The following is a 3,219-nucleotide window of genomic DNA, read 5'->3' on the forward strand; positions in this document are numbered from 1 at the left end:
CGCTCCCGCTGCTTGCGGGCCGGACGCTCGGCGGCCTCCGGCTCCGGAGCCGCCACCGCCGGGCCGGTGCCCCGGCCGCCACGGGTGCGGGCGCCCCGGGCGCCGCGGCCGCCGGTCTCGCCGAGGTCCTCGACCTCTTCGGCGTTCAGACCGGCCCGGGTGCGCTCGGAACGCGGCAGCACACCGGTGGTGCCGGGCGCGATCTTCAGCAGCTCGAACAGGTGCGCCGAGGTGGAGTAGGTCTCCTCGGGCTCGTTGAACGGCAGGTCCAGCGCCTTGTTGATCAGCTGCCAGCGCGGGATGTCGTCCCAGTCGACCAGCGTGACGGCGGTGCCCGAGGCGCCGGCCCGGCCGGTGCGGCCGATCCGGTGCAGGTAGGTCTTCTCGTCCTCGGGGCACTGGTAGTTGATGACGTGCGTGACGCCCTCGACGTCGATGCCGCGGGCGGCGACGTCGGTGCAGACCAGGACGTCGACCTTGCCGCTGCGGAAGGCCCGCAGGGCCTGCTCGCGGGCGCCCTGGCCGAGGTCGCCGTGGACCGCGCCGGCCGCGAAGCCGCGCTTGGTCAGCTGCTCGGAGACGTCGGCCGCGGTGCGCTTGGTGCGGCAGAAGATCATCGCCAGGCCGCGCCCGTCGGCCTGCATGATCCGGGAGACGACCTCGACCTTGTCGAGCGAGTGCGCCCGGAAGATGTGCTGCTCGATGTTGGCGACGGTGGCGCCGGTGTCGTCCGGCGCGGCGGCCCGGATGTGGGTCGGCTGGCTCATGTACCGGCGGGCGAGGCTGATCACCTGGCCCGGCATGGTGGCCGAGAACAGCAGGGTCTGCCGTTTGGCCGGCAGCATGGTGATGATCTTCTCGACGTCCGGCAGGAAGCCGAGGTCGAGCATCTCGTCGGCCTCGTCCAGCACCAGCGCGCGGACCTGCGAGAGGTCGAGCTTGCGCTGGCCGGCCAGGTCGAGCAGCCGGCCCGGGGTGCCGACGATGATGTCGACGCCCTTCTTGAGCGCCTCGACCTGCGGCTCGTACGCCCGGCCGCCGTAGATGGCGAGCACCCGGACGTTGCGGACCTTGCCGGCCGTCTGCAGGTCGTTGGTGACCTGGGTGCACAGCTCGCGGGTCGGCACCACGATCAGTGCCTGCGGGCTGTCGGAGAGCTGCTCGGCGGTGGCCCGGCCGGCGTCGAGGTCGGCCCGCACCACGACCCGCTCGATCAGCGGGAGGCCGAAGCCGAGGGTCTTGCCGGTACCGGTCTTGGCCTGGCCGATGACGTCGTGGCCGGTCAGCGCGACCGGCAGGGTCATCTCCTGGATGGGGAAGGGGTGGACGATGCCGACGGCCTCGAGGGCCTCGGCGGTCTCCGGGAGGATCCCCAGGTCCCGGAAGGTGGTCTTGGTGGGTTCAGCGGTGGTGGACAGGGTGCTGCCTCTTCCATATGCGGGGGCCGAGAGCGAGAGGGCGGCGGGCGGCCATACCGCTGCGCCGGGCCCGTGACGGGCCGCTGTGCACAGCTGCGGGTCGCACACCGCGCCGGTCCCTGCTGCCTGCCGACCGCGCGGCCCGTGGGGGGCGCGCCGTCCGGCGGCGTGGGGGAAGGATTCCCGTGAGGGGACGGCGCGGGACCTGCGCCGTACGGCGCGGTCCGCGGCGGCCCTCGCTCGGCCACTGATGCGGTGCCAAGGCCCGAAGTCCAGGCCAAGGTCGGAGCCGATCGGGTCTCCGACCGGGCATCCGCGTACGTGAGTGCCTGACTCGTACGGAGCACGTCTGCGCGGCCTGTCCACAGGGACGGGCCGCGCGAGTACACCAGGCCTCGCTACCACCATACAGTCCAGCGCCGACTCGAACACGTGACGCGCCTTACTCGGCTGGTGGGGGCCCGGGGAGGCCTCGCGGGGGCCCCCGGACGGCCGGGCCGGTGGGCCGGGGCGGCGGCCGCCGCCGGGCGGTCTAAGGTGACGTGCCATGGAGACTCAGGATTCTGGCCAGGGCACCCCGACCGAACCGACCGCCGCCGCCGCGACCCCCGCGGAGGCCGGGACCGGCTCGATCGGCGACTGGGCGACCCGTGCGGCCGATCCGGGCTACCGGGCCGCCGTGCTCGACCTGCTGGGCGCGCTCGCGTACGGCGAGCTGAGCGCCTTCGAGCGGCTGGCCGAGGACGCCAAGTTCGCCCCGGGCCTGGTCGACAAGGCGGCGCTGGCCAGGATGGCCTCGGCGGAGTTCCAGCACTACCAGCTGCTGCACGACCGGATCGCCGAGGTCGGGGCCGACCCCACCGAGGTGATGACCCCGTTCGTGGAGCCGCTGGAGGCCTTCCACCGGCTGACCGCGCCCTCGGACTGGCTGGAGGGCCTGGTCAAGGCGTACGTCGGGGACGCGATCGCGACCGACTTCTACCGCGAGGTCGCGGTCCGGCTCGACGACGACACCCGTGACCTGGTGCTGCGGGTGATGGCCGAGACCGGCCACGCCGCGTTCGCGGTCGACCGGGTCCGGCAGGCGATCGAGGAGGACCCGCGGGTCGGCGGGCGGCTCGCGCTGTGGGGCCGCCGCCTGATGGGCGAGGCGCTCAGCCAGGCCCAGCGGGTGGTGGCCGAGCGGGACGCGCTGTCCAACCTGCTGGTCGGCGGCGCCCAGGTGCAGGGCTTCGACCTGGTCGAGGTCGGCAAGATGTTCAACCGGATCACCGAGGCGCACACCCGGCGGATGGCGGCCCTCGGCCTCGCCTCCTGACCGACCGGCCCGCCGCGGTCAGGCGGCCCGCTGCCGGCGGTGCCGGTGGCCGCCGCCGCGCCGCGGCCCCCGGTCCGGCCGGGCCAGCACGGAGACCAGCAGCACCGAGCCGACCGCCGAGACGGCCAGCGCGGCGGCGGGCTGCTCACCGTCGAAGGCGTACCGGGCGATCAGCCCGCCGAGCAGCGCGGCCACCAGCGCCGTCGAGACGGTCAGCACCCGGGCGGCCGGGAAGTACCCCGGTAGCAGGACCAGGGCGCCGAAGCCGACGGTCAGGCCGATCAGGGCGTAGGCGATCGTCTCCACGTACACGGGCTGCCTCCCGGGGGCGTGCTGGGTGCCGTAGCCCCGCCATACCCGGCGGGCGGCCCCGGTACGCCCCCGGCGGCCCGCGGGACCGGAGCGGGACGGGAAACGGCGGCGCCCCGGCCCTCCTCGGGGGAGGGGCGGGGGGCCGCCGCCGTGCTCGGGCGCCTCGGTCAG

Annotated in this window: 3 protein-coding genes; 1 reads left to right on the plus strand and 2 read right to left on the minus strand. The window is 74.7% G+C overall.

Annotation, left to right across the window (positions count from 1 at the left end; all coding sequences use genetic code 11):
• The coding region (locus AA75_RS32025) for a DEAD/DEAH box helicase (protein WP_233289289.1) at positions 1-1,304 on the minus strand (1,304 nt) is incomplete at its 3' end.
• A gap of 661 nt (positions 1,305-1,965) precedes the next feature.
• Here AA75_RS32025 and AA75_RS32030 point away from each other — a divergent pair.
• On the plus strand, positions 1,966-2,736 hold the full coding sequence (locus tag AA75_RS32030) for a ferritin-like fold-containing protein (RefSeq protein WP_033823843.1): 771 nt from the start codon (positions 1,966-1,968) through the stop codon (positions 2,734-2,736).
• An 18-nt stretch (positions 2,737-2,754) separates the two neighbouring features.
• On the opposite strand, the gene AA75_RS51505 is transcribed toward AA75_RS32030, so the two are convergent.
• Positions 2,755-3,219, minus strand: a 465-nt coding sequence (locus tag AA75_RS51505) for a hypothetical protein (protein WP_206743460.1), incomplete at its 5' end; no start/stop codon positions are given.

The sequence above is a fragment of the Kitasatospora sp. MBT63 genome, from assembly GCF_000710465.2.
GTDB lineage: Bacteria > Actinomycetota > Actinomycetes > Streptomycetales > Streptomycetaceae > Kitasatospora.

Coding starts and splice junctions, on each gene's coding strand:
- AA75_RS32030 (WP_033823843.1), top strand. CDS start 1,966: ATGGAGACTCAGGATTCTGGCCAGGGCACCCCGACCGAACCGACCGCC.